General features: G+C 71.3%; 18 protein-coding genes. 6 read left to right on the forward strand and 12 right to left on the reverse strand.

What is annotated here, in order from left to right; genetic code table 11:
* Positions 1-25 precede the first annotated feature (25 nt).
* Positions 26-661, reverse strand: a complete 636-nt coding sequence (locus tag CLV40_RS33610; protein WP_146108368.1) for a choice-of-anchor P family protein — start codon at positions 659-661, stop codon at positions 26-28.
* Between the two features lie 261 nt (positions 662-922).
* Between CLV40_RS33610 and CLV40_RS38565 the strand changes: the two genes are divergently transcribed.
* Positions 923-1,090: a hypothetical protein gene (locus CLV40_RS38565; protein ID WP_181043907.1), complete on the forward strand. Its 168-nt coding sequence runs from the start codon at positions 923-925 to the stop codon at positions 1,088-1,090.
* Here the strand turns inward: CLV40_RS38565 and CLV40_RS38570 are convergent.
* The 11 genes from CLV40_RS38570 to CLV40_RS33660 all read right to left on the reverse strand — a co-directional run bounded on the left by CLV40_RS38570 (position 1,087) and on the right by CLV40_RS33660 (position 8,114).
* On the reverse strand, positions 1,087-1,245 hold the full coding sequence (locus tag CLV40_RS38570) for a hypothetical protein (protein WP_181043908.1): 159 nt from the start codon (positions 1,243-1,245) through the stop codon (positions 1,087-1,089). The genes CLV40_RS38565 and CLV40_RS38570 overlap by 4 nt on opposite strands.
* A gap of 156 nt (positions 1,246-1,401) precedes the next feature.
* Positions 1,402-1,974 (reverse strand): hypothetical protein, encoded by a 573-nt coding sequence (locus CLV40_RS33615; protein ID WP_104483052.1) that lies wholly within the window; start codon positions 1,972-1,974, stop codon positions 1,402-1,404.
* 145 nt (positions 1,975-2,119) lie between these two features.
* Positions 2,120-2,644, reverse strand: coding sequence for a DUF7933 domain-containing protein (locus tag CLV40_RS33620; RefSeq protein ID WP_104483053.1), 525 nt, complete (start codon positions 2,642-2,644; stop codon positions 2,120-2,122).
* Between the two features lie 22 nt (positions 2,645-2,666).
* A complete protein-coding gene (locus tag CLV40_RS33625) occupies positions 2,667-3,191 on the reverse strand; it encodes a hypothetical protein (protein ID WP_104483054.1) in 525 nt (174 codons plus the stop codon).
* A 19-nt stretch (positions 3,192-3,210) separates the two neighbouring features.
* On the reverse strand, positions 3,211-3,738 hold the full coding sequence (locus CLV40_RS33630; RefSeq protein WP_104483055.1) for a hypothetical protein: 528 nt from the start codon (positions 3,736-3,738) through the stop codon (positions 3,211-3,213).
* Between the two features lie 18 nt (positions 3,739-3,756).
* A complete protein-coding gene (locus CLV40_RS33635; RefSeq protein WP_104483056.1) occupies positions 3,757-4,281 on the reverse strand; it encodes a hypothetical protein in 525 nt (174 codons plus the stop codon).
* 18 nt (positions 4,282-4,299) lie between these two features.
* Entirely contained in the window at positions 4,300-4,830 is a 531-nt protein-coding gene (locus CLV40_RS33640; protein WP_104483057.1) for a hypothetical protein, read from the reverse strand.
* 104 nt (positions 4,831-4,934) lie between these two features.
* A complete protein-coding gene (locus CLV40_RS33645; RefSeq protein ID WP_146108369.1) occupies positions 4,935-5,459 on the reverse strand; it encodes a hypothetical protein in 525 nt (174 codons plus the stop codon).
* 158 nt (positions 5,460-5,617) lie between these two features.
* On the reverse strand, positions 5,618-7,018 hold the full coding sequence (gene lpdA / locus CLV40_RS33650) for a dihydrolipoyl dehydrogenase (protein ID WP_104483059.1): 1,401 nt from the start codon (positions 7,016-7,018) through the stop codon (positions 5,618-5,620).
* Between the two features lie 80 nt (positions 7,019-7,098).
* A complete protein-coding gene (locus CLV40_RS33655; protein ID WP_104483060.1) occupies positions 7,099-7,626 on the reverse strand; it encodes a hypothetical protein in 528 nt (175 codons plus the stop codon).
* A gap of 182 nt (positions 7,627-7,808) precedes the next feature.
* Positions 7,809-8,114 carry an iron-sulfur cluster biosynthesis protein gene (locus CLV40_RS33660; protein WP_104483061.1) on the reverse strand — a complete coding sequence of 102 codons (306 nt, stop codon included), beginning with the start codon at positions 8,112-8,114 and terminating at the stop codon, positions 7,809-7,811.
* Between the two features lie 396 nt (positions 8,115-8,510).
* On the opposite strand from CLV40_RS33660, the gene CLV40_RS33665 reads away from it, so the two are divergent.
* The 5 genes from CLV40_RS33665 (at position 8,511) to CLV40_RS38575 (ending at position 11,676) form a co-directional block, all read left to right on the forward strand.
* Positions 8,511-8,987, forward strand: a complete 477-nt coding sequence (locus CLV40_RS33665; RefSeq protein WP_219824185.1) for an ANTAR domain-containing protein — start codon at positions 8,511-8,513, stop codon at positions 8,985-8,987.
* A 163-nt stretch (positions 8,988-9,150) separates the two neighbouring features.
* A complete protein-coding gene (locus CLV40_RS33670; RefSeq protein WP_104483062.1) occupies positions 9,151-9,600 on the forward strand; it encodes an ATP-binding protein in 450 nt (149 codons plus the stop codon).
* Positions 9,597-10,388, forward strand: a complete 792-nt coding sequence (locus CLV40_RS33675; RefSeq protein WP_104483063.1) for a SigB/SigF/SigG family RNA polymerase sigma factor — start codon at positions 9,597-9,599, stop codon at positions 10,386-10,388. Before CLV40_RS33670 ends, CLV40_RS33675 begins: the two co-directional genes overlap by 4 nt.
* Before the next feature lie 72 nt (positions 10,389-10,460).
* Positions 10,461-11,414, forward strand: a complete 954-nt coding sequence (gene ku, locus CLV40_RS33680) for a non-homologous end joining protein Ku (protein ID WP_104483064.1) — start codon at positions 10,461-10,463, stop codon at positions 11,412-11,414.
* Positions 11,415-11,502: 88 nt separating this feature from the next.
* The gene (locus tag CLV40_RS38575) at positions 11,503-11,676 is read left to right on the forward strand and encodes a hypothetical protein (protein WP_181043909.1); all 174 of its coding nucleotides are present in this window, start codon (positions 11,503-11,505) and stop codon (positions 11,674-11,676) included.
* The last annotated feature ends 1,190 nt before the right edge of the window (positions 11,677-12,866 follow it).

Consider the following 12,866-nt stretch of genomic DNA (forward strand, 5'->3'; position numbering starts at 1 on the left):
GGGGGCGAACCGCTGCCGGTCCCGGTCAGGTCAGTGACGTGGCCGCGGTGCCGACGTAGATGTCCGGGCCGATGGTGGTCTCGATCCAGAGGGCGTGCACGGTGATGCTGCTGCCGTTGTCGTCGACGTAGTTGACGTGGACCGTGCCCAGCCCGCCGAGGGAGACGTCCTGGGACACGTTCGGGTCCGGGATCGCGTTGCCGAGGATGGTCAGACCCTCGATCTGGGCGCCACCCGAGGAGTCGCGGACGCCGTCCGAGACCTCCTCGGTCGTCACCGTCGACTCGATGGAGTCGACGCTGATCACCGTCCCGACCAGCGGGAGGCTGAGCAGGTCGACGTCGGTCAGCGAGACCTCGGCGTGGGCGGTGTCCAGCGCGCCCACCCGGGTGCCCTCGGCGAGGCTGCTCGCGGAGCCCACCGAACCCACGACGGGCAGCGAGGGCGTGGTGACGCTCGTGCTGTCGGAGCCCGGGGTGGCGCCCACGTAGTCCGAGCCCGCGACGGTCACGCCGAGCAGGCCGGTGGTCTGCACGGCGTTGGCGTGGGCGTTGAAGGTGTAGGTCACCGCGGCGGCGGGCTGCGCCACGCTCACCGCGGCCCCGGCGGCCAACGCGACCGCTGCGGGGATGGTCATCCAGCGTCGGGAGATGCTGCGCATGACGGATCTCCTCCGTTGTCCGAACTGGCCCGTGGAACACGGACCACGGGGGATATCGCCGCAGGTCAGCAGGTGTTGCTTGAGTACGTCCACAGCTAGCCGATCAGCCGAGCGTGTTCACTCGACTACTGTCCGATGTCAACAGAACGCGCTGGTAACCGGCAAATTTCTCTCGACCATCACACCATCGTGTTACTCCATCCAGGAGCGCTCTCAACCGGACGCTGGTGAGCGGGACTCATCACCGTGCACAATGGCGCCATGGCAGAGTCGTTCACGGACGAAGAGTTCGCCTTTCTGCGGCATGTTCGCTTCGGCGACCTCCCCGCGCGTGTGCGTCCCGAGGACATGGTCACGCTCAAGGAGACCGAGCCCGCCCCGGACTACGCGGACCTGGCCTACGACGCCCGCGAGCGCGCCGAGGGCTAGTCCGCCCGGTGCGGGTGCTGGGCCTCGAACCGGGTGGTCGCGCACGCGGACATGCTCACCCTGGAGAGACCGGTCAGGTTCTGCGCGCAGAGGGTGTAGACCGTCTCCACCGCCGCGGTGATCGGGATGGTGTGCGTGCACTGCTGCTGGCTCACGCCGGTCGTCCCGGAGAAGTAGAGGGTGTCGGTGCCGCCCGCCGCGGCCCCGGACGGCGGGCGGCGTGGTCGACACCGTGCCGCCTGGCATTCGGTGGTGGGCCTGGGCAGTCCACTCAGGACAGGGAAACCACCGCACCGGGCGAAAGCGCCCGCTCAACCCGCTGCCCGGTGCGGGTGCTGGGCCTCGAAGCTGATGAACGCGCACGATCCGATGGTCACCCCGTCGACGTTGACCAGGTCCTGCGGGCAGACCGAGTAGGCCGTCTCCACCGCCGAGGTGATCGGGACGGTGAAGGTGCACGACACCTGGCCACCGCTGGTCTCGCCGTAGAAGTAGAGCGTGTCCGCCGTCGCGCCGGAGCGCGGGTCCCCACCCGGGATACCGCCGCCGCCCGGGACGCCGCCCGGGTCGGTCTCCGGCGGCACGTCGTCCACCGTCCCCGACAGGCAGTCGGTGCTCGGCGGCAGCGGCCGGCTGAGGCCGTTGGGCACGGTGTACTCCCAGTAGAAGGGCAGGGCGTCGGGCGGGTTGGTGTTGTGCACGGTGAACACCACGGCCCGGGTCGTGCCCACCGCGGCGGCCCGGTCGCTGTACCCGAGCTCCAGGGTCAGCCCAGCACCCGCCGACGCCTCCGGGGCGTTCGCGACGGCCAGCGCGGTGGCCGCGCTCGCGGCGACCGCTGCGGCGGCGACGCGGAGCGGGCGGCGGGTCGGGAACGCGCGCATGGGACCTCCCTCGGCTGCGGCGCCGCACTGCGGGGCGCCTCTGGGCGGAGGGTGTCCACGGGGTCGGGCGTCCATCCCGGGCGGGCCGGGATTTCACCGCACCAGGGGAAAAGCGGCGCCCCCGGTTTAACGATCACCGGGGGCGCTACCGGGGTGTGGCGGCCCGGTGCGGGTGGCGGTCTTCGTAGCGGATGAAGCCGCAGGCGGTGAACGTGAGCGCGGTCAGACCGGTGATGTCCGGTCCGCAGGTGGAGTAGAAGCCCTCCACCGACGAGGTGATCGGCACGGTCAGCGTGCACGACGCCTCACCGATGACCGTGTTGCCCTCCACGTAGATCGTCTCGGTGGGCAGCGCGGTCCGCCCGCTCTCGATCGGCTCGTCGTCGGCCGTCATCGACAGGCAGGTCCAGCTGAGCGGCACCTGGTTGAGCGCGAGGCTGAGCCCGGATGGGAGGCTCCACGACCAGTCGTAGAACCTGGTGTTCTGCGGGTTCGTGTTGGTGATCGTGAAGACGATCGATCGGCGGGTGTTCACCGCCGAGGCGCTGACGCTGTAGGCGGCGGACATCGTCGGGTTCACCGCGGCCACCGCGGGTTCGGCCGTGGTGACGGCACCGGCGACGAGCACCGCGCTCAGCACGGCGGCGCGGAGGGCGGGGGTGGTGCGCATGGGACTCCCTGCTGTCGGTGACCTACACCGCCTCGGCGACCCGGTGCGGGTGGCGGACCTCGAACCAGATGTGCGTGCAGGAGAACGACGTCGTGATACCGCTGCGCCCCTGGATGTCCGCGGTGCAGGACGCGTAGTGCGCCTCGGTCGCGGAAGTGACCGGCACGGTGATCGTGCACGTCGGCTCACCGATCACGGTGTTGCCCTCGACGTAGACGGTCGCCGTGGGCAGGGGCCCGCGCTGCGCCGGTACGGCGCTCCGGCCCTCGATGGGCTGGTCGTCCACGATCCCCGACATGCACGTCTTGGTGAACGCCCCGGCGAACGCGAGCCCGACGGGCAAGGGGTGGTTGACGGCGTAGTTCTGCACCATGCCGCCGTTGTAGATGGTGAACACCAGGTTCCGCGACGCGTTGACCGCCGACTTCGTGACGGAGTAGGCGGCCGTGAGCGTCGTGGTGGGCAACGCGGTGGCGGGCTGGGCGGCGGTCACGGAGGCGGCGCACACGACCGCGGCGGCCAGTGCGCGGGCGGGCTTGGCGCGCATGGGGTTCCTTTCGGCGGGGTCACTCGGCGGCGAAGTGCGGGTGGCGGTCCTCGAACCAGATGTGCGTGCAGGTGAACGACGTCGTGATGCCGCTGAGCCCTTGGAGACCGGCGGCGCAGGTCGCGTAGTGCGCCTCGGTCGCGGAGGTGACCGGCACGGTGATCGTGCACCCCGGTTCTCCGATGACCGTGTTGCCCGCGACGTACACGGTCGCGGTGGGCAGCGGCCCGCGCTGCGCCGGTACCGCGTTCCGGGTGACGATCGGCTCGTCGTCCACCGCGATCGAGGCGCAGGTCTCGGTGAGCGGCCCGGCGAAGGTGAGCCCCGCGGGGAGCGGGTAGTTGAAGGAGATGCCCTGGACCCCGCTGTTGTTGTAGATGGAGAACACCAGGTTCCGCGCCACGTTGACCGCCGACTTCGTGATCGGGTAGACGGCGGTGACGGCGACGCCGGGGGTCGGGCCCGCGGTGGCGGGCTGGGCGACGGTCACCGAAGCGGCGCACACGACCGCGGCGGTGGCCAGTGCGCGGGCGGGCTTGGCGCGCATGGGGTTCCTTTCAGCGGGTCACTCGGCGGCGAAGTGCGGGTGGCGGTCCTCGAACCAGATGTGCGTGCAGGTGAACGAGGTGCTGATGCCGGAGAGCCCCTGGAGACCGGCGGCACAGGTCGCGTAGTGCGCCTCGGTCGCGGAGGTGACCGGGACGGTGACCGTGCACGAGAACTCACCGATGATGGTGTTGCCCGCGACGTACACGGTCGCCGTGGGCAGGGGCCCGCGTGGTGCAGGCACCGCGTTCCGGGTCTGGATCGGCTCGTCGTCCACCGCGATCGCGGCGCACGACTCGGTGAGCGGCCCGGCGAACGCGAGCCCGGCGGGCAGCGGGTAGTTGAAGGAGAGGCCCTGGACCATGCCCCCGGGGTTGTAGATGGTGAACAGCAGGTTCCGCGTCGTGTTGACCGCCGATTTCGTGACCGGGTAGACGGCCACGAGCGCCGTGCCGGGGAGCGCGGTGGCGGGCTGGGCGACGGTCACCGAAGCGGCGCACACGGCCGCGGCGGCGGCCAGTGCGCGGGCGGGCTTGGCGCGCATGGGGTTCCTTTCAGCGGGTCACTCGGCGGCGAAGTGCGGGTGTTGTGCCTCGAACCGGATCGTCTGGCAGAGGAAGTTCGCGGTGAGGTTGGTCAGGCCCTGCACGTTGGCGGAGCAGGTGCTGTACGTCCCTTCCGCGACGGCCGTGACGGGGACGCTGACCACGCAGATCGCCTCGCCGACGTAGCTGCTGCCCTCCACGTAGACGGTCGGGACGTCCACGCCGGAGCGGGGCGGGATGAACAGCGGGGGTTCGTCGGCCGCGTTGGCGGACATGCAGTTCTCGCTGAAGGTGAAGACCCCCGCGAAATCGAGCCCCGTCGGCAGCGGCAGGTTGAACTTCCAGCTCGCCGCGACGTTGTACGGGTTGGTGATGACGAAGACCAGGTTGCGCGCCTTGCCGACCGCCGAGGCCGTGACCTCGTAGGTGACCGCCAGGTTCGGGACGGCGCTGGCGGCGGCGGGCACGACGACGGCGGACGAGAGCGAGGCGACCGCGGCGGCCAGCACGGTGGCGCGGCGCAGGCGGCGGACGGCGGTGGTGCGCATGGGAACCCCTCCCCTGGTGGGCATCGAGCACTCGGGACAAGCCGGTCCCCCGGCGTCGACCGTCCATCCAGGACAGGCGGGCGGACTCGCCGCGACAGGGGAGATCAACGGGCGACGGCGCCGCGGTGCGGGTGCGGTGCCTCGAACCGGATCGTGGCGCACGACCCCGGCCCGGAGAGCCCGCTCAGACCGGTGATGGCCCCCGGGCACGACTGGTAGATCGCCTCCGTCGCCGAGGTCACGGAGAAGGTGAACGTGCAGACGAACTCCGTCGGCATCGGGTTCCCGCTGAGGTACCAGGTGTCGGGGGACGCGGCGCCGCGCGCCGAGCGGACGGGCGGGCCGATGGTGCCGTTCACGCAGTTGTCGGTGGGCGCGCCGTTGCGGGTGATCCCGGTGGGCAGGGTGAAGCTGAACGACCAGGGCAGGATGATCCCGTCGGTCGTGACGGTGATCGTGAGGACGCGGTTCGCGTTCACCGCGGACGCCACCGCGCTGAAGCCGACGCCCACGGAGCGCGCTAGGGGCGACGCGACCGCACCCGGCGCGCCCACGGTCGAGGCGGCGGCCGCGGCCACTAGGGCGACCGCCGCGCGACGGGCCTGACGACGGAAACGGGTCTCACTCATGGGTGAACCTTCCCTGGGACGGAGCCGTTCGGCCACCGTAACCCCGCGCGCCACACGCCCTCCGGCGATCGCGCGCTGTCGCATCCGGACAGGTACGGCTTTTCCCTCACCAGGGTGGAATCCGCCGCCCGCGGCGGGCGCCGCGGGCGGCGGTGTGCTCACATGTTGATCATGTGGCCGGCCAGGCCGTGGATCGCCTCCTGCAGCGCCTCGCCGAGCGTCGGGTGCGCGTGCACGTTGCGGGCGAGCTCGTGCACGGTCAGGTCCCACTTCTGCGCCAGGGTCAGCTCCGGCAGCAGCTCCGTGACGTCCGGTCCGATCAGGTGGCCACCGATCAGCTCGCCGTACTTCTTGTCGCTGATCAGCTTGACGAACCCGCCCGGGTCGCCGATGCCGTGCGCCTTGGCGTTGGCGGTGAACGGGAACTTGGCGACCTGCACGTCGTAGCCCTGCTCGCGGGCCTGCGCCTCGGTGTAGCCGAAGCTGGCGACCTGCGGCTGGCAGTAGGTCGCGCGCGGGATCATCGCGTAGTCCAGTTCCTGGGTCTCCGCGCCGGCGATGGTCTCCGCCGCGATCACGCCCATGGCCTCGGCAGCGTGCGCGAGCATGAGCTTCGCGGTGACGTCGCCGATGGCGTAGATGTGGTCCACCGAGGTGCGGCAGAAGCCGTCGATGTCGATGGCGCGGCGGTCGGTCAGCCGCACACCGGTGTTCTCCAGCCCGTAGCCCTCCACGCGCGGCACGAAACCGATGGCCTGCAGCACCTTGTCGGCCTCGATGACGTCCTGCGCGCCGCCCTTGGACACGGTCACCTTGACCTTGGCGCCGGAGTCGTCGATGGACTCCACCCGGGTGCCCACGCGGACATCGATGCCGAGCTTCTTGTAGCGGCGCAGCAGTTCCTTGGACACCTCCTCGTCCTCCAGCGGCACCATGCGGTCGAGGAACTCGACGATGGTGACCTTGACGCCGTAGTTGTGCAGGACGTAGGCGAACTCCACGCCGATGGCGCCCGCGCCCGCGATGACGATGCTCTCGGGGAGGGTGTCGGAGAGGATCTGCTCCTCGTAGGTCACCACGCGCTCGGACAGCTCCGTGCCGGGCAGCAGCCGGGTGGTGGCACCGGCGGCGATGATCGCGTTGCCGAAGGTGATGGTCTCGGTGCCGCCGTCGGTACCGGCGACCTCGATCATGTTGGCGTCGGTGAACTTCCCCCACCCGTGGTACTGGGTGATGGAGTTCTTCTTCATCAGGTAGTGCACGCCCTTGACGCGGCCGTCGGCGACGGTGCGGGAGCGGCTGAACGCGGCGCCGTAGTCGAGGCTGATCGAGCCGTCGACCTGGATGCCGAACGTCTTGGTCTCGTGCTGGAGGATGTGCGCCAGCTCGGCGTTGCGCAGGAGGGCCTTGGACGGGATGCAGCCCACGTTGAGGCAGACACCGCCCCAGTAGCGCTCCTCGATGATCGCGGTCTTGAGACCGAGCTGGGTCGCCCGGATCGCCGCGACGTACCCGCCCGGTCCCGCGCCGAGGACCACGACGTCGAAGTGTGTGCTCATGCCCCCACGATATTCGCCTCGTCCGGCGGGGGCGGACGGGAGAGCCGAGCCGCGGGGAGAGCCGGGTCACGGCCGGGGCGTCAGCCCCTGGCGAGGTCGAGCCGGACGCGCCCCAGCGCGATCTCGCCGGTCGGGCCCGGCACCGCGACGCCCGCTAACCGCAACCTGGCCCCGGCCGCCGCGTCGGCGCGTTCCACCGCCGCGTGGATCTCCCGCACCAGCGCGGGTGAGCTCAGGTCACCGGGGTCGGCGGCCGGTACCCGGCGCACGCGGACGCCGGTCGGCCCGGGCTCGCGGCCCGAGCCGACCAGGACCAGTCCGCGCACGATGCCGGGGAACTCCGCCACCACGCGGCAGGCCACCGCGGTCAGCGCGGTGTGCGCCACGACCTGGGTGCGAGTGTTGCGGTCGGCCAGGGTCTCCAGCACGTCCTCGACGCGGTCGAGCCGGGCCTCCGGGTCCGCGGTGGGCACCGCGCACCACGCGATCTGGAACCGCTGGGCCACCGGCTGCCACGCCGCGGGCAGCTCACGCGGTCTGCTCGCCGAGGGCACCAGCACCACCAGCGCGGGCCCGTGGTCCAAACCGCGCCACAACGGCGCGGGCACGCGAGTGGACCCCCTCGGAGTCACCAAACCGGTGGTCGTGCCCGTGTTCGCGATCCTGCCGACTGCCACCACGTCCGCCTCCGCCTCCCGGTCGGTTCGCCCCGGTCCGGGCTACCCACGTCAGGTGGTTTCAATCACCCGGTCGCGCGAATCACACCGGGATCACCCGCGGCGGGTCCCGCTCAACCGCGCGGGACGTCCTGTTCCAGGACCGCGAAGTTGACCTGGCCGTGCTCGTCGGCGCGCACGTCGAGCACTTTGTCCGACAACAGCTCCGCCGCGCCGGGCTCCAGGAACACCTGGGCGCCCGCGTCCGCGGTGACCACCTGGTCACCCGCGGCGGGTTCGGGGGCCAGCGCCACCGCCAGCGGCGCGCCGTCCACCTCGGGGGTGACCAGGGTGAACCGCAGTCCACCGGTCGGGGAGATCCCGTCCTGCGCCGTGAGCGCGCCGATCGCCTCGGCCGCCGCCTCTGTCACCGCCAGCATGTCTGGCTCCTTTCCGTGTCACCTTGTGGTGCGGCTTGCCCGCCCCACGGTAGGGGGAGCGCGTGGCACTCGCCGGGTGGGCGCGGCGACCCTGCCTTGTGCCCCGTTCGACGTGATCTTTAGAGTGCTCCGGTAGCGGTTGAGCAAGCAGCCGCAGCACGCCGGACCGGTGCCCCGCGGCACCGGCTCCCGGCACTCGCGGGAAGCGAGGGGCTGTGTGCTGCCCGATCCGCCGGGTTCCCCGGGGTCGGTCGCCTTCGACGCGTCCCCTCGCCATCGCGAGCCCCCGTTCGGCACGAGCCGGGGGTCTTTTGACACAGGCACAGGGACGCGGATCTGGAGGAAAACCGCCATGGGCAGCGCGGTGCGAAGACCACCGGTGGCCGGAGGGAGCCGGTGAGCCCGGACCCGACCACGCGGGTCGCCGAGCTGCAGTCCGAGTTGGACGGTCTGCGGCGCGCGCTGCGCACCCGCGCGACGATCGAGCAGGCGATGGGCGTGCTGGTGGTGCTGCGCCGGTGTTCGCCGAAGGAGGCCTTCGACGCGCTCGTGCGGCTGTCCCAGCAGTACAACACCAAGCTGCACCGGGTGGCGCGGCTGGTGGTGGACATGTTCGCCGAACCGGCGGTGGAGCCGATGGACGCCTACCTGCGGCGCCGCACGGGCCAGGACGCACCGGACGGCGACCCGGACGCCGGTCCCGGTGCGTTCGACGCCGCGCTGCTGGACGCGGTGCGCGCACTGTCCGCGGTGACGCCGGGCACACCGGAGCTGGACCTGGCGCTGCGCGACCTGTACCGGGTGCTGGTGGAGCAGGGCTGGGTGCCGCCGTACGACGTGCTCGGCCCGATCGCGGACGGGCAGCGGGCCTGAGCTCACGCGGAGGGGGCGAGAAGTGAGCGGCACTCGAACGCGCACGTGTCCCCCGGCGGGATTCGGGGTACGTGCTCGACATGACCGCCGTACCGCCCCCCGCTTCCTCCGCGCCCACCTGCGCCGTCCGCGCGGGCGCGCGGGCGCGTGCCGGGGTACCGCGATGACCGGCGACGTCGGCGGCGAGCTGCGGCTGGGGCCGGTGCCGCCCGCGGTGCCGTCGGCCGCGCGGGTGGAGCTGCGGCTGGGCGCCGACCAGGCGAACCTCACGGTGGCGCGGTCGGTCGCGCGCTCCACCGCGGCGATGCTGGACGCCGACCTGGACACCATCTCGGACCTGACGCTGGCCGTGGACGAGGTGTGCTCCACGCTGATCCGGCTGGCGGCCCCCGGTGAGCCGGTCGAGCTGACGTTCCGCCGGTCCGCGGCGGCGATGACGGTGGACGCCTCGGTCGTGGCCGTCGACGACGCGGGCCCGGACACCGGCACCTTCGGCTGGCAGATCCTCGACGCGCTGGTCGACCAGGTCAGCTTCGCGGTCAGACCGGACCCGCGCGGCAGACCGGTCGTGCGGATAACCCTGGTCCTGACCCGGACGGCGGGTGCCGGGTGAGCGCGGCCTCATCCACGGGTCCCGAGCACGAGTACAGCCACCTGGCCCCGCTGTTCGCCGAACTGGCCGACCTGGCCGACGGCGACGCGCGGCGGGACTCCGTGCGGGACGACCTCGTCACCGGCCACCTCCCGCTGGCCGAGCACATCGCGCTGCGCTTCGCCCACCGCGGCGTCGGCCGCGACGACCTCACCCAGGTCGCCACCGTGGGGCTGATCAACGCGGTGGACCGGTTCGACCCGGGCCGGGGCATCGACTTCCTGTCCTTCGCCGTGCCCACGATCATGGGCGAGGTGCGCCGGTACTTCCGCGACACGGCCTGGTCGGTGCGGGTGCCGCGGCGGCTCAAGGAGCTGCACCTGACCATCAGCGCGGCGGGCAACGAGCTGTCGCAGCGGCTGGGGCGGGCGCCGACGCCGAGCGAGATCGCCGCGCACCTGGGGATGAGCCGCGAAGAGGTGTACGAGGGCCTGGAGGCCGGTCAGGTGTACCAGTCGGTGTCGCTGGACGAGGCGCTGTCCGCGGGCGACCCCGACTCCGACCCGCTGGCCGACACCCTCGGCGAGGATGACGCGGCGCTCGGCGGCATCGAGGACTACGAGTCGCTGCGCCCCCTGATCGAGCGCCTGCCCGAGCGCGAACGCCGGATCCTGATGCTGCGGTTCTTCAAGAACATGACCCAGACCCAGATCGCGGAGAAGATCGGCGTCTCCCAGATGCACGTCTCCCGGCTGCTGGCGCGCACGCTGGAAACACTGCGTGCCGGACTGGTGACCGACGAGCGCTGAACAGGACTTCTGCCCGATCGATGGGCCACACTGGGGCCCGACGAGGGTTTCGCAGGGGTTCGGGAGGCCGCGGTGGCACGACCGGTTTGGCACGGCGCGATCAACTTCGGTCTGGTCACGGTGCCGGTGGACATGTTCGGGGCGACCGAGGACCACACCATCAGCTTCCGCCAGTTCGAGCGGGGCACCTCGGACCGCATCCGCTACAAGCGCGTCAACGAGCGCACCGGAGCCGAGGTGGCGTACTCCGACATCGTCAAGGGCGCCGAGATCGGCGGCGGCGAGTACGTGATCATCGAACCGGAGGAGCTGGACCAGATCGCCCCCGGCCGCTCGCGCACGATCGACATCACCTCGTTCGTGGGACTGGACGAGATCGACCCGGTGCACTTCCAGAAGACGTACTGGCTGGCACCGTCGAAAGAGGAATACGGCAAGGCGTACGGCCTGCTGCTGCAGGCGATGCGCAAGACCAACCGGGCGGGCATCGCCACGTTCGTCATGCGCGGCAAGGAATACCTGACGGCGGTCCGCGCGGGCGACGACGACCTGCTGGTGCTGACCACGATGCTGTTCATCGAGGACATCCGCGACCCGGCGAAGGAACTGAAGTCGCTGCCCGAGATCACCCCGGCCCGCGGCAAGGAACTCGACATGGCGGTCAACCTCATCGAGTCCATGGCCGACGACTGGAACCCCCACGACTACCACGACACCTACACCCAACGGGTGGAGCAGCTGATCGAAGACAAGAAACAGGGCCGCGAAGTGGTGGCGGGCGAGGAACCCAGCCGCCCGACCAAGGTCGTGGACCTGTTCGAGGCGTTGAGCAAGAGCGTGGAGAGCAGGCGGAAACGCCGCGCGGACCCGGGTTCCGAAGAGCAGGCGGAGGATTTGGGTAGCCTGAGCAAGGCGGATCTCGACCGGAGGGCGAGGGAACTGGACATCAAGGGCCGCTCCAAGATGTCCCGCCCCGACCTGGAGGCAGCCGTAGCCGCCGCCATCCGCCCCCGGCGCGCCTCCTGACCCACGCACCACCCCCACCCACGCCGCTTCCGTTCCCACTCCGCCCACCACCTCCGCCCGCAGCCGATTCCGCACCCCGGAGCCACCCGTGACCTGCCCCGACTGCTCGGCCGAACTGGCACACTGCCACGGAACCCTGCTGACCTGGCTCGCGGAGTGCACGGACCCGGCCTGCGCGGACCCGGACCCGCTCAACCACAACCTGATCATCACCACCCCGGAAGACCTGGCCCCGGCCACCCATCTCCCCCACGCCGCCTAACCCGATCGAGCCTCACACCCTCCACACCCGACTCTCTGCAATGGACAGTCACCCGACCGGCGCCCCGCTGATTCACCGCATCCAGCGACCCAATCCGGGAACCAAACAGGTGTTCGATTTCGTTGCTTGATATATGCAGTGCGCCCAAGCGACAAGTGCCCTCCAACGCCCACAAGGAAAGGACAGCCCCACCCGCTCCACCCCACTCCCAACCACCCACTCCCCACCACCCGCCTGAAGTACTCGTCCCAAGGCGCCCGCACGAGCTCACCGCTCCCTCTCACCAACCCGCGCTCCCCGGCCTCCCCTACCTCCGGCAGCCGCAAGGCGAGCCGGCGGCCAGCCGGAACCCGGCACATGCGCCCGGAGTCCCGCGCAGTGCGGAATCCTGGATGGTTCGCCCTCGCCCGGAGGCCCGCCGACGACCGGCCTGCCGACCTCGGTCCGGAAGCGGCCGGGGGCATGGCGTTGTCCCCCCGCGTGGACAGCCGCAGGCACAAACATCGAGGCGTCTCCGCACCACTCGGCCTCCCCTGGTCTCCGCCAGCTGTGATCGGGGCGGGTAACCGCCGGCGAGTGGTTTGGCGCGAGTTGAGCCGCGACGAGCCACCAGTCCCACATGGACCTGCGCGGGGCGTGCACGCACGGCCCGCCGAGGGAAGGGGCACCGCCAGCCGTCGGCGCGGGCGAGAGCCAACTGGCGCGAGGCATGTTCGGCGCGGGCGAGAGCCGACTGGCGCGGGGTGTGTTCGGCGGGAGCGAGACTCGACCGGCGCGGGGCGTGATCGGCGGGAGCGAGACTCGACCGGCGCGAGGCGTGATCGGCGCGAGCGAGAGCCGACCGGCGCGGGGCGTGATCGGCGGGAGCGAGACTCGACCGGCGCGAGGCGTGATCGGCGCGAGCGAGAGCCGACCGGCGCGGGGCGTGATCGGCGCGAGCGAGAGCCGACCGGCGCGGGGCGTGATCGGCGCGAGCGAGAGCCGACCGGCGCGGGGTGTGGTCGGCTAGCCCCAATGCCGGTCGGTTAGGTGGTTTCGGCTGGTCGGCGGCGGTGTCGGGTCGTGCTGGGCGGGGTGAGGGTGATGTTCGAGTGAGGTGGTCGGCTGTTTCGGAGTTGTTGTCGGTGTCGTGCGCGTTTGACCGGGAAGTTGCTCATTTTCCGTTTGATCACCCGCGGGTAGCTCCGGTG

Origin of the sequence: Actinokineospora auranticolor (assembly GCF_002934265.1) — a bacterium.
Taxonomy (GTDB): domain Bacteria; phylum Actinomycetota; class Actinomycetes; order Mycobacteriales; family Pseudonocardiaceae; genus Actinokineospora; species Actinokineospora auranticolor.

Coding starts and splice junctions, on each gene's coding strand:
- CLV40_RS33610 (WP_146108368.1), bottom strand. CDS start 661: ATGCGCAGCATCTCCCGACGCTGGATGACCATCCCCGCAGCGGTCGCG.
- CLV40_RS38565 (WP_181043907.1), top strand. CDS start 923: ATGGCAGAGTCGTTCACGGACGAAGAGTTCGCCTTTCTGCGGCATGTT.
- CLV40_RS33615 (WP_104483052.1), bottom strand. CDS start 1,974: ATGCGCGCGTTCCCGACCCGCCGCCCGCTCCGCGTCGCCGCCGCAGCG.
- CLV40_RS33620 (WP_104483053.1), bottom strand. CDS start 2,644: ATGCGCACCACCCCCGCCCTCCGCGCCGCCGTGCTGAGCGCGGTGCTC.
- CLV40_RS33625 (WP_104483054.1), bottom strand. CDS start 3,191: ATGCGCGCCAAGCCCGCCCGCGCACTGGCCGCCGCGGTCGTGTGCGCC.
- CLV40_RS33630 (WP_104483055.1), bottom strand. CDS start 3,738: ATGCGCGCCAAGCCCGCCCGCGCACTGGCCACCGCCGCGGTCGTGTGC.
- CLV40_RS33635 (WP_104483056.1), bottom strand. CDS start 4,281: ATGCGCGCCAAGCCCGCCCGCGCACTGGCCGCCGCCGCGGCCGTGTGC.
- CLV40_RS33640 (WP_104483057.1), bottom strand. CDS start 4,830: ATGCGCACCACCGCCGTCCGCCGCCTGCGCCGCGCCACCGTGCTGGCC.
- CLV40_RS33645 (WP_146108369.1), bottom strand. CDS start 5,459: ATGAGTGAGACCCGTTTCCGTCGTCAGGCCCGTCGCGCGGCGGTCGCC.
- lpdA (WP_104483059.1), bottom strand. CDS start 7,018: ATGAGCACACACTTCGACGTCGTGGTCCTCGGCGCGGGACCGGGCGGG.
- CLV40_RS33660 (WP_104483061.1), bottom strand. CDS start 8,114: ATGCTGGCGGTGACAGAGGCGGCGGCCGAGGCGATCGGCGCGCTCACG.
- CLV40_RS33670 (WP_104483062.1), top strand. CDS start 9,151: ATGACCGGCGACGTCGGCGGCGAGCTGCGGCTGGGGCCGGTGCCGCCC.